The sequence below is a fragment of the Roseovarius sp. MBR-51 genome, assembly GCF_053628575.1.
Map to the genome: position 1 here is coordinate 101,961 of NZ_JBRJGQ010000011.1, position 17,774 is coordinate 119,734.

At 60.9% G+C, this 17,774-nt stretch carries 17 protein-coding genes; 11 read left to right on the plus strand and 6 right to left on the minus strand.

Annotated features, from left to right (window positions below; all coding sequences use genetic code 11):
- Positions 1-53 precede the first annotated feature (53 nt).
- From ACSSVY_RS16395 to ACSSVY_RS16405, 3 genes are read right to left on the minus strand one after another with little or no spacing between them, the layout of a single operon-like run.
- The gene (locus ACSSVY_RS16395; RefSeq protein WP_454270643.1) at positions 54-356 is read right to left on the minus strand and encodes a DUF6525 family protein; all 303 of its coding nucleotides are present in this window, start codon (positions 354-356) and stop codon (positions 54-56) included.
- On the minus strand, positions 346-957 hold the full coding sequence (locus ACSSVY_RS16400) for a DUF1826 domain-containing protein (RefSeq protein WP_454270644.1): 612 nt from the start codon (positions 955-957) through the stop codon (positions 346-348). Before ACSSVY_RS16400 ends, ACSSVY_RS16395 begins: the two co-directional genes overlap by 11 nt.
- Before the next feature lie 18 nt (positions 958-975).
- The gene (locus ACSSVY_RS16405) at positions 976-2,193 is read right to left on the minus strand and encodes a GTP-binding protein (protein ID WP_454270645.1); all 1,218 of its coding nucleotides are present in this window, start codon (positions 2,191-2,193) and stop codon (positions 976-978) included.
- Between the two features lie 125 nt (positions 2,194-2,318).
- Here ACSSVY_RS16405 and uvrB point away from each other — a divergent pair, with 125 nt between their 5' ends.
- Positions 2,319-4,517: an excinuclease ABC subunit UvrB gene (gene uvrB, locus ACSSVY_RS16410; protein WP_454270646.1), complete on the plus strand. Its 2,199-nt coding sequence runs from the start codon at positions 2,319-2,321 to the stop codon at positions 4,515-4,517.
- A gap of 195 nt (positions 4,518-4,712) precedes the next feature.
- The gene (gene copM / locus ACSSVY_RS16415; protein WP_454270647.1) at positions 4,713-5,075 is read left to right on the plus strand and encodes a CopM family metallochaperone; all 363 of its coding nucleotides are present in this window, start codon (positions 4,713-4,715) and stop codon (positions 5,073-5,075) included.
- A 97-nt stretch (positions 5,076-5,172) separates the two neighbouring features.
- Here the strand turns inward: copM and ACSSVY_RS16420 are convergent, their stop codons facing one another.
- On the minus strand, positions 5,173-5,913 hold the full coding sequence (locus ACSSVY_RS16420) for a YebC/PmpR family DNA-binding transcriptional regulator (RefSeq protein WP_454270648.1): 741 nt from the start codon (positions 5,911-5,913) through the stop codon (positions 5,173-5,175).
- A 155-nt stretch (positions 5,914-6,068) separates the two neighbouring features.
- Between ACSSVY_RS16420 and bchE the strand changes: the two genes are divergently transcribed.
- From bchE to ACSSVY_RS16435, 3 genes are all read left to right on the plus strand, one after another.
- The gene (gene bchE / locus ACSSVY_RS16425) at positions 6,069-7,730 is read left to right on the plus strand and encodes a magnesium-protoporphyrin IX monomethyl ester anaerobic oxidative cyclase (RefSeq protein ID WP_454270649.1); all 1,662 of its coding nucleotides are present in this window, start codon (positions 6,069-6,071) and stop codon (positions 7,728-7,730) included.
- A 10-nt stretch (positions 7,731-7,740) separates the two neighbouring features.
- Entirely contained in the window at positions 7,741-8,316 is a 576-nt protein-coding gene (gene bchJ, locus ACSSVY_RS16430; protein WP_454270650.1) for a bacteriochlorophyll 4-vinyl reductase, read from the plus strand.
- A gap of 87 nt (positions 8,317-8,403) precedes the next feature.
- Positions 8,404-8,601, plus strand: coding sequence for a CsbD family protein (locus ACSSVY_RS16435; protein ID WP_454270651.1), 198 nt, complete (start codon positions 8,404-8,406; stop codon positions 8,599-8,601).
- 152 nt (positions 8,602-8,753) lie between these two features.
- Here ACSSVY_RS16435 and ACSSVY_RS16440 read toward each other — a convergent pair whose 3' ends face one another.
- On the minus strand, positions 8,754-9,638 hold the full coding sequence (locus ACSSVY_RS16440) for an HAD-IIA family hydrolase (RefSeq protein WP_454270652.1): 885 nt from the start codon (positions 9,636-9,638) through the stop codon (positions 8,754-8,756).
- A 288-nt stretch (positions 9,639-9,926) separates the two neighbouring features.
- Here ACSSVY_RS16440 and ACSSVY_RS16445 point away from each other — a divergent pair, with 288 nt between their 5' ends.
- The 6 genes from ACSSVY_RS16445 (at position 9,927) to ACSSVY_RS16470 (ending at position 15,639) form a co-directional block, all read left to right on the plus strand.
- Complete coding sequence (locus ACSSVY_RS16445) at positions 9,927-10,715, plus strand: DeoR/GlpR family DNA-binding transcription regulator (RefSeq protein ID WP_454270653.1); 789 nt, start codon at positions 9,927-9,929, stop codon at positions 10,713-10,715.
- A complete protein-coding gene (locus tag ACSSVY_RS16450; RefSeq protein WP_454270654.1) occupies positions 10,712-11,749 on the plus strand; it encodes an ABC transporter ATP-binding protein in 1,038 nt (345 codons plus the stop codon). Before ACSSVY_RS16445 ends, ACSSVY_RS16450 begins: the two co-directional genes overlap by 4 nt.
- Positions 11,750-11,792: 43 nt before the next feature.
- Entirely contained in the window at positions 11,793-13,049 is a 1,257-nt protein-coding gene (locus ACSSVY_RS16455; RefSeq protein ID WP_454270655.1) for an ABC transporter substrate-binding protein, read from the plus strand.
- A gap of 89 nt (positions 13,050-13,138) precedes the next feature.
- On the plus strand, positions 13,139-14,032 hold the full coding sequence (locus tag ACSSVY_RS16460; protein ID WP_454270656.1) for a carbohydrate ABC transporter permease: 894 nt from the start codon (positions 13,139-13,141) through the stop codon (positions 14,030-14,032).
- On the plus strand, positions 14,029-14,838 hold the full coding sequence (locus ACSSVY_RS16465; RefSeq protein ID WP_454270657.1) for a carbohydrate ABC transporter permease: 810 nt from the start codon (positions 14,029-14,031) through the stop codon (positions 14,836-14,838). The genes ACSSVY_RS16460 and ACSSVY_RS16465 overlap by 4 nt, the downstream gene beginning before the upstream one ends.
- A 3-nt stretch (positions 14,839-14,841) precedes the next feature.
- Entirely contained in the window at positions 14,842-15,639 is a 798-nt protein-coding gene (locus tag ACSSVY_RS16470) for a phosphodiesterase (RefSeq protein ID WP_454270658.1), read from the plus strand.
- A gap of 185 nt (positions 15,640-15,824) precedes the next feature.
- On the opposite strand, the gene ACSSVY_RS16475 is transcribed toward ACSSVY_RS16470, so the two are convergent.
- Positions 15,825-17,774: cadherin-like domain-containing protein (locus ACSSVY_RS16475; protein ID WP_454270659.1), on the minus strand; the 1,950-nt coding region annotated here is incomplete at its 5' end.

Below are 17,774 nucleotides of genomic sequence, written 5' to 3' on the forward strand. Positions count from 1 at the left end.
CCAGTGAGGCCGCTGCGGCACTATGCCCCGGCACTACAGCCCGTTACGCAGCGTCACGAATCACCGCTGCGAATCGGCCCGGTCCCCTCCGCAGTGGGATAATCCGATCCCCAAACCGCTGCCGCCTCACGCGCAAGCGTCCGTGCCTCGATCCGGTCCAGTCGCGCCAGCGCCGCCGCCTCGCATCCGCCCGCGGCATGTAAGGCCCTCGTCCAGACCAGCCGCACAGAGCGTGCTGACCACGGCAGCGCCGCCTGCGCCAGCCAGCGCCGCAGTGGTCGCGGCAGGTGATCATACTCCGTCAGACCGACCGCCAAACGGCGGCGCGCGGCGGGGCTGCGCAGGTTAGACGCCAACTCGGCCCGCCTCCAGAACGTCCAGCACCATCAAGAGCCGGGTTTCGCCCTGCCTGGCAATCGGCGGCGAGCGATGCACCACCCCGCTCATCTCCTCTCCCGGCCAGAGCGCACCGCGAAAGATGCCCACATCCCCGGTTGCCATGCGGTACAGTGACTTCGGGTCGCCTTGCGCCCGCCGCAGCCCATATTCGGTGCCCGCCCCGCGATAGCTGCACAAGAGACGCGCGGGCACCTGATCCAGATGAAACTTGCGGCAGGCATCGTCGCGCACGACCTCCAGCCTCAGATGCAGCGCGCTACGCCCCATCACCTGCGAAAAGAGCAACGCCAGCGCGCCAATGTCACCACAGAGCATCTCCCTCTCCCGCCCAGCCGAGAGGCTCGCCGCCGCACAGGCCGCCTGCGCCGCCTCGCGGGCGCGCTGGGCCATGCAATAACATCGGGCTTGCGGCAGACTCTCCGGGGCCAGCCGGTCAATCCAGTCCGCAAACCCGGCATCCCGTTGGCGCTGCCAGACCGCCACCGCCTGACCCGACCGTGTCACCTGATGCAGAACGCCGGGCCTGTCCCCCTGCGCCACCCCGGTGGCCAGCCTCATGCCATGGTCCCGCATGGCTCAAGCCGCCTCTGCCCGCCGCCACACCGGGAACGGATCGGGCAGGCTGCGAAACGCCAGCGGATCAAAGGCTGTCTCGCTCCCCACCAGCGCAGCATCCAGCGCCGCCGTGATCGCCGCCCGGTCCATGCCCGCGCCGATGAACACCAATTCTTGTCTCCGGTCGCCAAAGGGCTCGTCCCAATGCCGCATCACATAGTCCCGTGCCTGTGGGTGGGTGGGCCAGCGCGCCTCGGGCACCGACGCCCACCAAGTGCCCAGCGGTCCGACCTTGCTCAAGGCCCCCGCAAGGCTGAACTCCGCCACCCAGTCGGGGCGCGTCGCAACCCAGAAATGCCCCTTGGCCCGGATCACCCCCGGCAATGGCCCATTCAGCACCGCGTGCACCGCCGCCGGATCAAACGGCCTGCGCGCGCGGTAGACAAAGGAACTGACGCCATATTCCTCGGTCTCGGGCACATGGTCGGCGAAGCCATACAACTCCTTGGCCCAGAGCGGATGATCATGCGCCGTCTCGAAATCAAACAACCCGGTGTCAAAGATCCGGTCAGGATCGACCTGCGCATGATCGGTCTCGATGATCTGCGCATCGGGATTGAGCGCCACGATGATACTGCGGGCCGCGTCCCGCCGCACGGGCCCGGCATCGCTGACCTTGTTGAGCACGATCACATCGGCAAACTCGATCTGATCGACCAGCAGATCGACCAGTGTCCGCGTGTCGCCCTCACCCGCCACCTCGCCCCGATCCGACAGGAAATCATGGCTGGAGTAATTTTCCAGCAGGTTCATGGCATCCACCACCGTCACCAGCGTATCCAGCCGCGCCACATCCGACAGGCTCTCGCCGCTCTCATCGCGAAACTCAAAGGTCGTCGCCACCGGCAACGGCTCTGAAACCCCTGTCGACTCGATCAGCAGATAGTCAAACCGCCCCTCGCCTGCCAGTTTGCGAACTTCCTTGAGCAAATCCTCCCGCAGCGTGCAACAGATACAACCGTTCGACATCTCGACCAGCGCCTCATCCGTATGGCTCAGATCGGCGCCACCTTCGCGCACCAGATCGGCGTCAATATTCACCTCGGACATGTCATTGACGATCACCGCCACCCGGCGACCCTCACGGTTGTTCAGCACGACATTCAACAGCGTGGTCTTGCCCGCGCCAAGAAAGCCCGAGAGCACGGTCACGGGCAGGCGGGAATCGGTGGGGTGCATGGTGGCCTCCATAATATGTAATGTTATCTCATTACATCACCTGCCTCCCAGATCACAACCCGCTTTGGGGCTTGAACCCCGCGACAAAGAGAACAAATGTGGACATCGAGCCAAAGGAACCGCCCATGCCCTATGCCCATTCCGACAAAACACCCTCGGTGCTGGCCCATCCCGCGCCGGATGTGAAAAGCCGTCAGAAACTTGAAGGCGGCAAGCGGTTCACGCTCGCCACCACATTCGAGCCCGCAGGCGATCAGCCCACCGCCATCGCCGAACTGTCCCAAGGCATCAATGAGGGCGAGCGCAATCAGGTGCTCCTGGGCGCCACCGGCACCGGCAAGACCTTTACCATGGCCAAGATCATCGAGGCGACGCAGCGCCCCGCGATCATCCTCGCCCCCAATAAAACGCTGGCCGCGCAGCTTTACGGGGAATTCAAGGGATTTTTCCCCGAAAACGCGGTCGAATACTTCGTCAGCTACTACGACTACTATCAGCCCGAAGCCTATGTTGCCCGCTCCGACACCTATATCGAGAAGGAATCGCAGATCAACGAACAGATCGACCGGATGCGCCACTCCGCCACCCGCGCGCTTCTGGAACGGGACGACGTGATCATCGTGGCCTCTGTCTCGTGCATCTACGGGATCGGCTCGGTCGAGACCTATGGCGCGATGACCCAGGATCTCAAACTCGGCGAGAGCTATGATCAGCGCGCCATCATGGCCGATCTGGTGGCCCAGCAATACAAACGCAACGATCACGCCTTTCAGCGCGGATCGTTCCGCGTGCGCGGCGACAGCGTCGAAATCTTTCCCGCTCACCTCGAAGACCGCGCGTGGCGCCTGTCCTTCTTTGGCGAAGAGCTGGAGGCGATCACCGAATTCGACCCCCTCACCGGCGAAAAAACCGACAGCTTCGAGAAAATACGCATCTACGCCAATTCGCATTACGTGACACCCAAACCCACGATGCAGCAGGCCATCATCGGCATCAAACGCGAATTGCGCACGCGTCTTGATCAGTTGGTCAACGACGGCAAACTGCTCGAGGCGCAGCGTCTGGAGCAGCGCACCAACTTTGATCTCGAAATGCTCGAGGCCACCGGCGTCTGCAACGGGATCGAAAACTATTCCCGCTACCTCACGGGCCGCGCCCCGGGCGAGCCGCCCCCCACCCTCTTCGAATTCATCCCCGACAATGCCATCGTCTTTGCCGATGAATCCCATGTCTCCGTGCCGCAGATCGGCGGCATGTACAAAGGCGACTACCGGCGCAAGTTCACCTTGGCCGAACACGGCTTTCGCCTGCCCTCCTGCATGGACAACCGCCCTCTGAAGTTCGAGGAATGGGACGCCATGCGCCCGCAATCGGTCTTTGTCTCGGCCACTCCCGCCAAATGGGAGATCGAGCAGACCGGCGGCGTCTTTACCGAACAGGTGATCCGCCCCACCGGCCTGCTTGATCCACAGGTCGAAATCCGACCCGTCGACATGCAGGTCGATGATTTGCTGGATGAGGTGCGCCGCGTTGCCGCCGATGGCTACCGCATTCTTGTCACCACCCTGACCAAGCGCATGGCCGAGGATCTGACCGAATACATGCACGAACAGGGCATCCGCGTGCGCTACATGCATTCCGATATCGACACCATCGAGCGCATCGAAATCCTTCGGGACCTGCGCCTTGGCGCCTTTGACGTGCTCATCGGCATCAACCTCTTGCGCGAAGGGCTCGACATTCCCGAATGTGGCCTTGTCGCCATTCTCGACGCCGACAAGGAAGGCTTCCTGCGGTCCGAAACCTCGCTGATCCAGACCATCGGCCGCGCCGCCCGCAACGCCGAAGGCCGTGTGATCATGTATGCCGACCGCATCACCGGCTCGATGGAACGCGCGTTGGGTGAGACCAACCGCCGTCGCGAAAAACAGGTGGCCTATAACCTGAAACACAACATCACCCCCGCGACGATCAAGAAGAATGTCGATGATATCCTGCAAGGGCTCTACAAGGGTGACGTCGACATGGCCCGCGTGACGGCCAAGGTGGACAAACCCCTCGCCGGGGCCAATCTCCAAGCGGTTCTGGACGGGTTGCGCCGCGACATGCGCAAAGCCGCCGAGAATCTGGAGTTCGAAGAGGCCGCGCGCTTGCGCGATGAGGTGAAGCGACTGGAGGCGGTGGACCTGCTCATCTCCGACGACCCCTTGGCGCGCCAATCTGCAGTCGAAGCCGCCAGCGCCGAGGCAGTCAAGGGACGGGGACGCTCGACGGCGGGCAGGCCGGGACAAAGAGGCGGGAATGTGAAGCGTAAGGGGCGGTAGGGTGCGCATTCATTGCGCACCACCCGCACTTACAGGGCACACGGGGTGAAACCCTCACCACCGTAGGGTGCGCATTCATTGCGCACCACCCAAACTCGCCCCCAACAAACCGCTGATCTGCTCGCATCGCCTCTTGCCTTCCAGCAGCGGGAAACCCCCATTTATCCCTCAGACACAACAACCGAGGATACACTCATGCGCATAGCCCTCCTGACCGCCACACTTCTGGCACTCCCCCTCTCGCCCGCCCTCGCCGACAGCCATGACCACAGCGGCCACTCCACCCACATGTCCCAAGACCTGCCCGCCTCGACCCGCGCCTACAGGGAGGCGAACGCCGCCATGCATGGCGCGATGGACATAGACTATACCGGCGACGCCGATGTCGATTTCCTGCGCGGCATGATCCCGCACCATGAGGGTGCCGTCGCCATGGCACGAATCGCCCTTGAACATGGCCAAGACCCAGAGGTTCGCAAGCTGGCCGAAGCGGTGATTGCCGCGCAAGAGGCCGAAATCATCTGGATGCGCGAGCGCCTCGCCCGAATGGGATACTGATCCCAGCCTATGAAAAAGAGGGCCAACCGGCCCTCTTTCCTGTAACCGCGCTCTTATGTCCCGAAACCGGGTACAATTTGTACGCTCTGTACACAGCTCAGAGCTGCTCCATCACCGCGTCCGAGGCCTCGAAATTGGTGGTGACGCGCTGCACGTCGTCGTCGTCCTCGAGCGCCTCGATCAGCTTCATCAGCTTCTGCATGCTCTCAAGGTCCATCTCGGTGGTGGTGGTGGGTTTCCACACCAGCTTGGTCGAGTCAGACTCGCCGAGTTGCCCCTCCAGCGCGGTGCCCACCTCGCTCAGGTCCGTATCGGCACACCAGATGGTGTGGCCATCGTCCCCGGATTCCACATCCTCTGCCCCTGCCTCAACTGCGGCCATCATCACCGTATCGGCATCACCGACATTGGCGGGATAGGTAACCTCGCCCTTGCGCTCGAACATGAACGCAACGCTGCCGGTCTCGCCCAGATTGCCGCCGTTCTTGGTAAAGGTCGAGCGCACGTTCGACGCGGTGCGATTGCGGTTATCGGTCATCGCCTCGACGATGATCGCCACCCCGTTGGGACCGTACCCTTCATAGCGGATTTCTTCATAATCCTCTGCATCGCCCCCCATCGCCTTTTTGATGGCGCGTTCGATATTGTCCTTGGGCATGGATTGCGCCTTGGCTTCCTTGATCGCCAGACGCAGACGCGGATTCTTGTCCGGGTCAGGATCGCCCATCTTGGCCGCGACCGTTATCTCTTTGGAAAACTTGGAAAACAGTTTCGCCCGCACGGCGTCTTGGCGCCCTTTGCGGTGTTGAATATTCGCCCATTTGGAATGGCCGGCCATGGTGCCTTCTCCTGCGTATCCGGGAATCTGCCGCCTTTTATACGCTTGCCGCGCACAGAGCAACGCCCCGCCCCGCTATGGCCGCCGTTTGATTTATGTCAAGTTTATCTGACAGTCATAAGTGTAACCTAAAATTACACACAGGGAGTCCCGCCATGCGCATCGTATTGATCCATCCCAATTATCACTCTGGCGGGGCCGAAATCGCCGGAAGCTGGCCCCCTGCTTGGGTCGCCTATCTGGCGGGCCACCTGCGTGATGCAGGATATACCGACGTCACCTTTATCGACGCCATGACCAACAATCTCGAGGATGACAGCCTGCGCAGCCGCCTGCGCGATCTCAAGCCAGATGTTGTGGGTGTGACCGCCATCACCCCCTCGATCTATGTCGCTGAAAACATTCTCAAACTCGCAAAAGAGGTGGTGCCTGACGCGCTCCGGGTCCTGGGCGGCGTGCATGCGACTTTCATGTATAAACAGGTGCTCTCCGAGGCCCCTTGGGTGGATGTCATCGTGCGCGGCGAGGGCGAGGAGATATTCCTCAACCTGATCCGCGCCGCCGACTCTGGCCAGTGGCTCGAAAAGCGTAAATCGATCAAGGGCTTGGCCTATCTGGATGGCGACACCATCACCGCCACCCCTGCCGCCCCGACGGTCAAGGATCTTGACGCGATCAATCCGGACTGGTCGCTCCTCGAATGGGAAAAATACATCTACGTGCCGCTTGGCAAACGGGTCGCCATCCCCAACATGGCGCGCGGCTGCCCCTTCACCTGCTCTTTCTGCAGCCAATGGAAATTCTGGCGCGATTATCGCGTGCGTGATCCCAAGAAGGTGGTGGATGAGATCGAGAATCTCGTCAACAACCACGGCGTCGGCTTTTTCATCCTCGCGGATGAGGAACCCACGATAAACAAAAAGAAATTCGTGCAATTCTGCGAGGAACTCATCGCTCGCGACCTGCCAGCCCGCGTGCAATGGGGCATCAACACCCGCGTCACCGACATCTACCGCGACCGCGACCTCTTGAAATTCTACCGCAAAGCCGGGCTGGTGCACGTCTCTCTGGGCACCGAAGCGGCCGCGCAACTGAAACTCGACCAGTTCAACAAGGAAACCACCGTCGCCCAGAACAAGGAGGCGATCCAGCTTCTGCGCGAGGCGGATATCTTTACCGAGGCGCAGTTCATCGTCGGTCTGGATAATGAGACCCCCGAAACGCTGGAGGAGACCTTCCAGATGGCTTGGGACTGGCAGCCGGACCTCGCCAATTGGGCGATGTATACGCCTTGGCCCTTCACACCGCTCTTTCAGGAGCTCCGCGACCAGGTCGAAGTCTTTGATTTCTCGAAATATAACTTTGTCACACCGATCATGAAACCCGCCGCCATGACGCGCGGCGAACTCCTCGACGGGGTAATGAAGAACTACCGCCGCTTTTACATGCGCAAGGCGCTCTTTCACTATCCATGGCGCGGCACAGGCTATCGGCGGCGCTATCTCTTGGGCTGTCTCAAGGCGTTCCTCAAGGCCGGCTTTGCCCGCACCTTCTATGATTTGGGCAAGGCAGGGTATTGGGGGCCCCAGACCAAGAACAGCGTTCACTTCGATTTCGACGAAACCCGCACCATCGCCGAGGCCCAGATGGAGGATTGGGAGGCCAGCGCCGACCGCGCCGCCCGTGCCGCCGAACGCCGCGAGGCGGTGCGCGCCCAGATGAAAGACCGCGCCATCGACCGCAACGATGGCTTCAAGATGCCCAATGGGGCCGAGGTCCGCGCCTGCGGCGGCAGCACACAGCAGATGGATGCCTGACGGCTGTCACATGACCGCCCGCATTGGCCCCAATGCGGTGCTGCAACTGGCCCCCGCGATGGACCGTATCGCGGGTGAGGGCGCGCGCCGCGCGCTCTTTGCCCCCCTTGGCTTTGATCCTCTGCCCGATCCGACCGCGATGATCGACGAGGCCCGCGTCGCCGCCCTGCACGGCGCGCTGCGGTGGCATTACCCTGAGAACGCGCGTAAAATCGCCATTGCCGCAGGCCAAGGCACCGGCGATTACATCCTCGCCCACCGCATCCCGCACGCCGCGCAAACCCTGCTGCGCGCCCTGCCTGCGCGTGTCGCGGCGCCGATCCTGACCCGCGCCATTCTCGCCCATGGCTGGACCTTTTGCGGCACCGGCACACTGACCGCCAAATCCGGTCCGCCGGTGGTCTTTACCCTCACCGACAACCCGATCATACGCGGCGAGAGGGCCCCAGCCCCGCTCTGCCATTGGCACGCCGCCGTCTTCGAGCGGCTCTTTGCCCGGCTGGTTCATCCACGCGCCCATGCGATCGAATCCTCCTGCTGTGCCACCGGCGCGCCCGCCTGCCGCTTCGAGATCGACTGGCGCTGATGCACCCACGTTGATCTGGACAGGAAGGGAACCATCCGCGCGGCGCTGCGTTATTCCTCCATGCGTCAACCAAATATGGAGAAACCGATGAACTGGGATATTATCAAAGGCAAATGGAAACAAGCCGCAGGTGCAGCCAAGTCCAAATGGGGCGAACTCACCGACGACGACCTGCAACAGATTGCCGGTGAGCGCGAGCAACTGGTCGGCAAGATTCAGGAAAAATACGGCATATCCAAGGACGAGGCCGAAAAAGAGGTGGATGACTGGTCGAGAAGCGTCTGACGCCTCCAGCATGTAACACGACACAAAAGCGGTCGACATCGAGTCGGCCGCTTTTGGACTGTCTGGCGGACCGGAGCCTGCGTTCAAAAGAGTCGGTCGTCTTGGGCTCTCTGCGTACCTCACCGATTTACGGCAACGCGCCACACGATGCGTCAGATGCGCGACAGTCTCCAAGTTGGAAAGAGCTTGGCTTGATTGAAATACGCACAGGTGTCTTGACCGGAGAAAAGGCCGTCGTGCTCTACAAGAACTGTCTGCCAGCCCCGCGCCGTTGCACCCAGAATATCCGTGTGAAGCGTATCTCCGCACATGACGATCCGACCCGGCGAAATACCGGGCAATGAGGCTTCAATCATCTCGTAGACTGCGGGAAATGGCTTGCCGACAAACCGGATGTCGGGAATGCCGCGATCTGCGAGCCGATGACCAAAATAACCGGGCTCGAGAGAGAACCCGTGTTCGCGGGGGGCAACGAGATCTGCATTGGCGATGATCAGCGGTCTTGGCCGATTGAGCAGCGACGCTTCCAGAAGCGCCTGTCGTTCCAGTGACCAGACCTCGGTCGATAGAAACAGAAACCCCTCGACCTCATCATAGCTCGCAGAATCATCGACAAGGCGACGTGTCGGGACCGTAATATCTGACAGATTGTCCTGGGGAGCGGCGATACATCCCCATACTCTGCGGTCCAGATGCGCCAGCGTCGCGTCGCGGCTGGTGATGATCTCGTGATCCCGCACCCCCATGCCGAGGGTCCGAAATTTGGACACGGCCCCGGCATGGGTGTAACTGGCCGCGTTGGAGAGAATCCGGATTTGACAGCCGATGTCGCGCAATTCTCTCAGCCGTTGCGCGGCACCGGGAATGGCGGCCTCACCGATATTCAGCACACCGTAGGCGTCAAAGACAAAGGCATCCGCATGTGCGGCAATGTCATGCAGTGAGCTGATTTCCGATGTTCCGTCTTGAGATCTGGCCAAGGGCAGGCGATGGCGCACAGCCTCGTAGCGGTCGAATATGGTCGCGACAGTATCCATCAGCTTGGCTGGTTCCCTGACTAGGTCGAACTGCGGATGCCGCAGAACTGGAGATTACATCCAGCTTGGGGAAAACTTACAGCGCAGATAAAAAATTGAAAGCCAAAAACAACAAAACGACATTTCATACGTCTGTCACACTCCTGGGATATCCCTATTTATAGCTTGAAACTGGAGAAACTGGCCAGTTCTCGGACTGGAGCGACTCCTCTTGCCGCAAAACTGTACGCAAACTGCGCAAATAAATGTTGCTTTGTTGCATTTCGTGACCAACAATCGGGCAAAACCATGGAAACTGATATGGCGTCCAAGAAAAGCAGGCGACACGATCTGATCCAGCAGGTCGTTCAGGAACAGGGAGGGGTGAGCGTGGGCGCGCTCGCCGAGATGTTCGGCGTGTCGATGCAGACGATTCGCCGCGACCTCGATATCCTGTGCGATGGCGACACACTGCAACGCTCACATGGACGCATCGAACTGGCCGAAGGGCGGCGTAACACGCCGTTCGATCAGCGCGCAGGCACGAATCTTGTGGGCAAGCGCGCCATTGCCAATGCTGCGGCGGCGCTGATCCCGAATGGGGCCACGGTCTTTATCTCCATCGGCTCCACCGTGCTCAGCGTGGCGCGGGCGCTGCATCGCAAGAAGGAACTGACCATCGTCACCAATAATCTCAGCGCGGCCATGGCGCTCAGCGAAGAGATTTCCAATCGCATCATCCTGCCGGGTGGGGAGCTGCGCCTGCCGGACCGCGATTTCGTAGGCGAGGAGGTGGTCGAGTTTTTTGACCGCTACCGCGCCGAATTCGCCCTCTTTGGAACGGCGGGGATTGGAGCGGAGGGCGAGTTGCTGGAATTTCATCAGGCCGAGGTCCGCGCAACCCACCGCATGTGGCACAACGCGCGGAAATCCATTCTTGTCATAGACCATAGCAAATTCGGACGTCTGGCCCCCGCCGTTGGCGGCAAGATCACCCAGATCGACCACATCATCTGCGACCGCCCGCCCGCCGCGTCCTTTGACCGACTGGTCGAGCAGCTTGGGGACCGGATCACCTTTGCAGAGGATGCCGAATGATGTCGGATACATTCGTCGAGATTCAGAATGTCGCCAAGCGCTGGAATGGGCAGCTTGGGGTCGAGAACGTTTCGCTGTCGATCCCGCGCGGGTCCTTTGTAGCGCTGCTCGGCCCGTCCGGTTGCGGAAAATCGACCACGCTGCGGCTTCTCTCGGGATTGGAATTGCCGGATGAAGGGCGGATCATCATTGATGGCAAGGACGTGACCACGGCAGCACCCTCCGAGCGCAATCTGTCGATGGTGTTTCAGTCCTATGCGCTCTTTCCGCATCTCAGCGTGGCGGAAAATGTGGTGTTCGGCCTCAAGGTGCGCCGGGTGCCCGCCGCCGAACGGCGCGAGAAGCTGACGCGCGCGCTCGAAATCACCGGGCTTTTGGGCTATGAGGCGCGCAAGCCGGGCGAGTTGTCTGGCGGTCAGCGACAGCGCGTGGCCCTCGCCCGCGCCATCGTGGCCAACCAGCCGCTTTGCCTGATGGATGAGCCACTGTCGAACCTCGACGCCAAGCTGCGGGCATCTGTGCGCAAGGATATCAAGAAGCTGCAACTCGATCTCGGGATCACCGTCGTCTATGTGACCCATGATCAGACCGAAGCCATGAGCATGGCCGATATCGTCGTGTTGATGAAGGACGGGCGCATCCAGCAGACCGGCGCGCCCGAGGATCTGTATTACCGCGCCGCCAATACCTTTGTCGCCGAATTCGTCGGCGCGCCGCCCATGGCGCTGATCGACGGTGCGGCTCTGCCGGGGTTTGAAGGGGCGGCCAAGATCGGCCTCCGGGCCGAAAGCCTGCGCTTGGCTGAGGCAGGCAAGGGGCGCCTTAGATGCCGCGTGTCAGAGTGTGAATTCCTGGGCTCGGAGACCTTTGTTGGGTTGACGCATCCGGGGGCGAACGGGCTGACGATTTCGATGCCCGGCTTGCGGCACATTCCGGCCGGAGACGTGCTCGACATAGATTTTGCCGATGACGACCTGCATTTCTTCGACTCAGAGGGCAACAGGCTTCGGCATCCGACTGGCGTGACAGCGTGATGTCACGTTCGAATGACCGTGTTTTAATTCAAGGGAGAAAACCATGAACACCATGAGAAAGATCAGTCTGGCAACAGCGTTGGCGACACTGACCGCAGCACCGGTCGCTGCGGAAACGGAACTGACGATGTATTACCCGATTGCGGTTGGCGGTGCGCTGACCGAGGTCGTTGATGGCATCGTCGCCAAATTCGAAGAGGCCAACCCGGATATCAAGGTGAACGCGATCTATTCAGGCAATTACGATGACACGCGCGTGCGTGCGCTCTCGGCCATGGCCTCGGGGGAACCTGCGCAATTGGCGGTGCTCTTCTCCATCGACGCCTATGACTTGATCGAGCAGGAAAAGATTGTAGCCTTTGAGGATATCGAAGGCGTGGACCAAGGCTGGCTCGACAGCTTCTATCCCGCGCTGATGGCCAATAGCCGGATTGAGGGCAAGACATGGGGCATCCCGTTCCAACGCTCGACCATCGTGGCCTATTACAACAAGGACATGTTCCGCACCGCAGGTCTCGATCCCGAGGCCCCGCCCGCAAGCTGGGACGAGATGGTGAGCATGGGCAAGGCCCTGACCAAGGATGGCACCTATGGGCTGATGATCCCCTCGACTGGCTATCCCTATTGGATGTTTCAGGCGCTCGCCATTCAGAACGGCAAGGAGCTGATGTCGGGTGACGGGCTCGAGACCTATTTCGACGACCCGGCGGTTGTCGAGACACTGGAATTCTGGAAATCGCTCTCGACCGAGCATGGCATCATGCCCGAAGGCACGGTCGAGTGGGGCACGCTGCGTCAGGCCTTTCTCGAAGGGCAGACGGCGATGATGTGGCATTCCACCGGCAATCTGACGGCGGTCAAGAACGAAGCCAGCTTTGATTTCGGGGTGTCGGTGCTTCCGGCGAATGTGCGGCCCGGCTCGCCCACCGGCGGAGGCAATTTCTATGTCTTCGAGGACACCACCGACGAAGAGCGCGCCGCAGCCCTCAAGCTAATCGAGTTCATGACAGCACCCGAACAGGCCGCCGAGTGGTCAATTGCAACCGGCTATATGGGCGTGTCGCCTGCGTCCTACGAAACGGACGCGCTCAAGGCCTATACCGCAGAGTTCCCACCGGCTCTCGTGGCGCGCAATCAGCTTGAAAACGCTGTTGCCGAATTCTCGACCTTCGAGACAGCGCGCGTGCGCGATGGGCTCAACAACGCCATTCAGGCGGCCTTGACGGGCAGCAAATCGCCCGCCGATGCTCTGACCGAGGCGCAGGACGCCGCCGAGCGACTGTTGAAGGACTACCGCTGATCCGTCGACCGCTTCTGCGCTTCACCGGCGTCGGGCACCCGCCCGGCGCCGGTATCTGAGCCGGTATCTGATAGGGCAAAAGGCCGAACATGGCGAACCACGTGAACATCGAACGCCGCAGACAGGCGATTTACGGATGGCTCATGCTGTCGCCTGCCGCGATCCTGCTCGCGACATTTGCCTTTTATCCGTCCTTGGCGACGCTCTGGACCAGCATGTTCAGCCGTGACACGCGGCGCAAGCCCAGTGAATTCGTGGGCACAGAGAATTACACGGACCTCTTCGCCGATCCAACCTTTTGGAAGGTGGTCACGAACAACCTGATCTATGCGGGTGCTACCATTCCCATTTCCATCGCGATTGCCCTTGGCATGGCGCTTTGGGCCAATTCCAAGATCCCGGCACGCGGCTTTGTGCGCACCGCCTATTTCACGCCCACCGTGCTGCCGATGATCGCCGCCGCAAATCTGTGGCTGTTCTTTTACACGCCGGGATTGGGCGTTCTGGATCAGATCGGCGCGCTCTTTGGTCTGCCCTCGGTCAACTGGCTGGGTCAGCCGGAAACCGCACTATGGGCGGTCATCATCGTGACGATCTGGAAAGAGGCGGGGTTTTTCATGATCTTCTATCTCGCCGCCCTTCAGACCATTCCCGAGGACCTCAAGGAAGCCGCCGATATCGAGGGGGCCAGCCGCTTTACCTATACGCGCCGGATCGTGCTGCCGCTCTTGATGCCGACCACGCTCTTCATCATGGTCAACGCCCTGATCAACTCGGTCAAGCTGATCGACCATCTCTTCATTCTGACCAAGGGCGGGCCCAACGACGCCTCGAAACTGATCCTCTATTACATCTGGGAAATGGCATTCGCCTTTTTCGATGCGCCGCAGGCGGCGGCGATGACGATCCTTGTGCTGCTGGCGCTCGGCCTCGTGGCAGGGATCAAATTCACCATTCTCGACAAGCGGACACATTACCAATGAGCGGCCTGTCCCGACATCTCGAAACCTTTGGTGCCCTCCTTTTGGCAGTGATCTGGATATCGCCGCTTGTGTTCGCCTTTTGGGCGGCGTTCCACACAACGTCGGATGCGGTCAATTTCAATCTCGCCGCGCCATTGATATTGGACAATTTCCGCACCGCATGGGCTGGTGCGCCGTGGCTCAAGTATTTTCTCAACACCTTCCTTCTGGTGACGGTCATTTTGATCGGGCAGTTCTTTGTTACGACGCTGGCGGGCTTCGCCTTTGCTCAGGTGCGGTTTCCGGGGCGGGATGTGGTGTTCATTCTGGTATTGATGCAGCTTTTCATTCTGCCTGAGGTGCTCATCGTCGAGAATTACGTGATGATCTCGCGCCTTGGTCTCTTCGATACGATCCTCGGGGTGGGCATGCCCTATATGGCGTCTGCCTTTGGCATTTTCCTGATGCGTCAGGCCTTCAAGGGCGTGCCGATCGAATTGCACGATGCGGCCCGTGTCGAGGGCTGCGGCTGGTTCGGCATCCTGTGGCGGGTCTATGTGCCCCTCGCGCGGCCCACATATCTCGCCTATGCGCTGGTGTCGGTCTCGACCCATTGGAACAACTTTCTCTGGCCGCTCATTGTCACCAACTCACCCGAGACACGGCCGCTTACCGTGGGGCTGTCGATCTTTGGTGCGCCCGAGAATGGCGTGAACATCAGCGTGATCTCGGCGGCAACGATCATGTCCGTGGCCCCCTTGCTGGTCGCCTTTCTCGTCTTTCAACGACAGTTCGTGCAGGCCTTTCTGCGCACCGGGATCAAATAGAGCATGGCGCGATTTCTTCATCTGTCGGATCTTCATGTTGTCCCCGAGGGGCAGTTGGTCTCCGGTCAACTCGACACAGCCGGTCTGTTGCGGGTGGCCATAGACACGCTCATCGACCGGCTTGATGCCATTGGACCGGTGGATGCAGTTCTTGTGAGCGGCGACATCAGCGATGATGGCAGCGCCGAGAGCTACAAGATCGCGCGCCGGGAACTCGAGCGATTGGGACACAGGTTGCTTGTGGTGCCCGGCAATCACGATGATCGAGAGGCGTTCAGAGCCGCGTTTTCCAACCTGCCCGAGATGCGGCCAACTGGCCTGATCGACTGGATCGCAGATATCGGGGACACGCGCGTCATCGGCCTTGATACGCTGATCGAAGGCAAGGGCGGCGGCGTCTTGCGCGACGAAAGCCTCGCGCTCTTGTCCGAGGCTCTGTCCACGGCAGGAGGCAGGCATACACTGGTTGCACTGCATCATCCGCCGCTGCGGACCGGACTCCGGTTCATGGATGGTATCGGTCTTGAAAATCCCAACGCTCTAAGGATTGTTCTGGATCAGTATGATACGCCGGTCCGGGTGCTCGCGGGGCATGTGCACGGTGTCTATCATGGCCTTCTGGGACGACATCCGGTTGTGACGGCCCCGTCCTGCTGTAGTGCATTCGCTCTGGACCTGCGCGAGGATGCGCCGGTTGGGTTCATGACAGGTCCGACCGGATGCGCGGTGATCGACACGGCCGCCGGTGGGGTTTGGACCGAAGTGCCGTTGCGCCATGGCGAGGGCCCATTCCGTTTCTGAGATGGCGCGATGGCAGACCGGCATCGGCGCTATCTATGCAGCCAACACCGCAAGCGGACATGTAACGTCCCCCTCAACGAAGACGTGGCAAGAGAGGTTTCCGGGCGGCGTGCTCAAGTCAAAGGATGAGAGCTTTCCGGTCGTTCAATGAAAAACCGGAAAGCTCAAAGAGGGGCGCCGAACGGTCAGAACAAGAAATCTGCGGCGTCGATTTGGTCCGCATCAAGGCCTGCAAGCAGGATGCTGCTACCGTTGCCAGTGATCATGGCCCCCTCGCCGGTGTCCGCAATTGTCAGATCCGAGAAACCCAGCCCCCCCTCGAAGACCAACAGATCAACCCCGTCCTGAAAGTCGCTCACTGTGTCGGCGCCATCAAAACTGGCGAAGACAAAGACATCCGCGCCGAATCCTCCGGTCAGCACATCGTTGCCCTCGCCGCCGCGCAACGTGTCCGCTCCGGCTCCACCGTCCAGGGTATCGTTGGCCCCGCCCCCAAACAGGAGGTCATCACCAAGACCGCCCTGAAGCAGATCAGTACCCAGCCCTCCATCAATCCTGTCGTCGCCCGCCCCGCCGTCGATGTCGTCCCGGCCTGCGCCACCGTTGAGTTCGTCTTGTCCATCTCCACCCAGAATCGTGTCATGGCCGATGCCGCCGTTGACGCTATCATCTCCACCGCCTGCGGCAATCACGTCGTCCCCAGAGCCGGCATGTATCGAATCCACTCCAAGTCCGCCGCCAATCGTGTCGTTACCGCTTGCACCAAAGATTGTATCGGCCCCGGCTCCGCCTGCGATCCAATCGTCGCCCGCCCCGCCCTTCACAAGATCGTCGCCTTGTCCGCCAGCCAAGCCGTCATTGCCTTGACCGCCGTAGAGACTGTCGTTGCCCGAGCCTCCCCGGAGAACATCGTCCCCCTCACCGCCACCAATCACATCGTTCCCGGTGTCCGCCGATAGGACATCGTCACCGCTGCCCCCCGAAAGGAAATCATCATCCTGTCCGCCGCCAAGCGTATCGTTCCCGGACCCACCATTGAGTGTGTCCGATCCAGACCCACCACCGAGACTGTCATTGCCGTCCTCGCCCAGCACCATATCATTGCCCGAGGCGCCGCCCAGCGTGTCATCCCCGTTGCCACCGAACATGGTATCGTCACCAGCGAGACCGTTGAAAATGTCTGCTCCAGCACTCCCGACGATCGAGTCAGGACCCGGTGTGGCGATGGGTTGCGAGGTGTCGTTCTCCTCTACATCGGTGATGGTCAACAACAGCCCTACCGTATCTTCTACACCTGTTCCGAGTGTGGGGTCGTTCACGGTAACACTGACCTGCAACTCTGCATCACTTTCGAAATCCAGCGCTGCGCCAGCCACCAGAAAGAGCTCGGCACCGTCGATTTCAAACAGCGCCGCATCTGCGCCCAAGAGGCCCAAGACCGCCTCGCCAAGGCTATCATCGGTCACGATGATATCGGCCATCTTGATCCGATTGGATGTGTCGGCATCTTCCGGCAGGCTAATCACCACGTTGTCGAGCGCAACTCTCGGCGCATCGTTGACCGCCGTCACCGTCAGGCTCGCCGTGACCGCCCCGGTGGTCGCGGTGCCGTCGGTCACCGTGTAGGTGAACTCCGCCGCCCCGTTGAAATCCGCATCGGGCGTAAAGGTGACCGTGCCGTCGCCGTTCAGCACTGCCGTGCCGCCGGTGCCCGAGGTCACGCTGGCAATGCTCAGTGTATCAACGTCGACATCGCTGTCATTGCCAAGCAGATCCGCCGCCGCATAGGTGATCGCAGTATCCTCGGCCGTCGCGGTCAGCGTCTCGCCACTGGCGACCGGCGCATCGTTGACCGCCGTCACGTTGAGGCTCGCCGTGACCGCCCCGGTGGTCGCGGTGCCGTCAGTCACCGTATACGTGAACTCCGCCGCGCCGTTGAAATCCGCAACCGGCGTGAAGGTGACCGTGCCGTCGCCGTTCAGCACTGCCGTGCCGCTGGTGCCCGAGGTCACGCTGGCGATGCTCAGTGTATCAACGTCGACATCGCTGTCATTGCCAAGCAGATCCGCCGCCGCATAGGTGATCGCGGTATCTTCGTTGGTGGCGGTCAGCACTTCGCCTGCCACCACCGGCGA

Bases quoted from the DNA above. Each gene is read 5' to 3' on its own strand.
- copM (WP_454270647.1), top strand. From the start codon at position 4,713: ATGCGCATAGCCCTCCTGACCGCCACACTTCTGGCACTCCCCCTCTCG.
- ACSSVY_RS16450 (WP_454270654.1), top strand. From the start codon at position 10,712: ATGATGTCGGATACATTCGTCGAGATTCAGAATGTCGCCAAGCGCTGG.
- ACSSVY_RS16440 (WP_454270652.1), bottom strand. From the start codon at position 9,638: ATGGATACTGTCGCGACCATATTCGACCGCTACGAGGCTGTGCGCCAT.
- bchE (WP_454270649.1), top strand. From the start codon at position 6,069: ATGCGCATCGTATTGATCCATCCCAATTATCACTCTGGCGGGGCCGAA.
- ACSSVY_RS16435 (WP_454270651.1), top strand. From the start codon at position 8,404: ATGAACTGGGATATTATCAAAGGCAAATGGAAACAAGCCGCAGGTGCA.
- ACSSVY_RS16465 (WP_454270657.1), top strand. From the start codon at position 14,029: ATGAGCGGCCTGTCCCGACATCTCGAAACCTTTGGTGCCCTCCTTTTG.
- ACSSVY_RS16405 (WP_454270645.1), bottom strand. From the start codon at position 2,193: ATGCACCCCACCGATTCCCGCCTGCCCGTGACCGTGCTCTCGGGCTTT.
- ACSSVY_RS16460 (WP_454270656.1), top strand. From the start codon at position 13,139: ATGGCGAACCACGTGAACATCGAACGCCGCAGACAGGCGATTTACGGA.
- ACSSVY_RS16470 (WP_454270658.1), top strand. From the start codon at position 14,842: ATGGCGCGATTTCTTCATCTGTCGGATCTTCATGTTGTCCCCGAGGGG.
- ACSSVY_RS16420 (WP_454270648.1), bottom strand. From the start codon at position 5,913: ATGGCCGGCCATTCCAAATGGGCGAATATTCAACACCGCAAAGGGCGC.
- ACSSVY_RS16445 (WP_454270653.1), top strand. From the start codon at position 9,927: ATGGAAACTGATATGGCGTCCAAGAAAAGCAGGCGACACGATCTGATC.
- ACSSVY_RS16400 (WP_454270644.1), bottom strand. From the start codon at position 957: ATGAGGCTGGCCACCGGGGTGGCGCAGGGGGACAGGCCCGGCGTTCTG.
- ACSSVY_RS16455 (WP_454270655.1), top strand. From the start codon at position 11,793: ATGAACACCATGAGAAAGATCAGTCTGGCAACAGCGTTGGCGACACTG.
- bchJ (WP_454270650.1), top strand. From the start codon at position 7,741: ATGACCGCCCGCATTGGCCCCAATGCGGTGCTGCAACTGGCCCCCGCG.
- uvrB (WP_454270646.1), top strand. From the start codon at position 2,319: ATGCCCTATGCCCATTCCGACAAAACACCCTCGGTGCTGGCCCATCCC.